This window comes from Streptomyces carpinensis (assembly GCF_002154505.1).
Taxonomy (GTDB): domain Bacteria; phylum Actinomycetota; class Actinomycetes; order Streptomycetales; family Streptomycetaceae; genus Streptomyces; species Streptomyces carpinensis.
This window is the reverse complement of record NZ_MUBM01000469.1, coordinates 1-943: the sequence shown is the minus strand read 5'-3', so window position 1 is coordinate 943 and position 943 is coordinate 1. Positions and strand designations below refer to the sequence as shown.

The following is a 943-nucleotide window of genomic DNA, read 5'->3' as shown; positions in this document are numbered from 1 at the left end:
GGACGGCACGGCGGCGACGGCCGGCAAGGGCCGGCGGACTGGGCCCCCACCCGTAGGCGCGCGGACCACGCGATGGGCATACTGGCGGCTGATCGCTTGATCGCCGCATGGTCACCGTCCCGGGACCGGCCGGCGAGCGGAGGTCTCCGGAAACGCGGGGAGTGGGGGAATGTCGTGGGGCTGATGGACCGCATCCGCGGTGAGTTCATCGACATCATCGAGTGGACCGACGACGGCCGGGACACCATCGTGTGGCGCTATCCGCGCTACGACAACGAGATCAAGATGGGCGCCCGGCTCGTGGTGCGCGAGTCGCAGGTGGCCGTCTTCGTCAACGAGGGCCGGCTGGCCGACGTCTACCAGCCCGGCACGTACACCCTCACGACCCAGAACATGCCGGTCCTGTCCACACTGAAGGGCTGGAAGCACGGCTTCGAGTCGCCGTTCAAGGCCGAGGTCTACTTCGTCACCACCCGGCAGTTCACCGACTTCAAGTGGGGGACCCAGAACCCGGTGATCCTGCGGGACGCCGACTTCGGCATGGTCCGGGTCCGCGCCTTCGGCACCTTCGCCGCCAAGGTGGTCGACGCCGCCGCGCTGCTGCGCGAACTGGTCGGCACCGACCCGCAGTTCCGCACCGAGGAGGTCGGCGAGCACCTGCGGCAGCTGACCGTCTCCAAGCTGGGCTCCGCGCTGGGCTCGTCCGGCGTGCCGCTGCTCGACCTCGCCGCCCGGCAGGACGGCATCGGGCAGCAGCTGGCCAAGGCGCTGACCTTGGAGCTGTCCTCCACCGGCATCGCCATCCCCCGGTTCTACATCGAGAACATCAGCGTTCCGCCGGAGATCGAGGCGGCGATCGACACCCGCTCCCGGATGACCATCACCGGCAACCTGGACGACTACGCCAAGTTCCGGGCGGCCGACGCGTTCCCGATCGCCGCCG

General features: G+C 69.6%; 1 protein-coding gene. It reads left to right on the top strand.

Features of this window, described 5'->3' with window-relative positions; all coding sequences use genetic code 11:
* Nucleotides 1–183: 183 nt before the first annotated feature.
* Nucleotides 184–943: SPFH domain-containing protein (locus BZY54_RS43600; RefSeq protein ID WP_244217621.1), on the top strand; the 760-nt coding region annotated here is incomplete at its 3' end.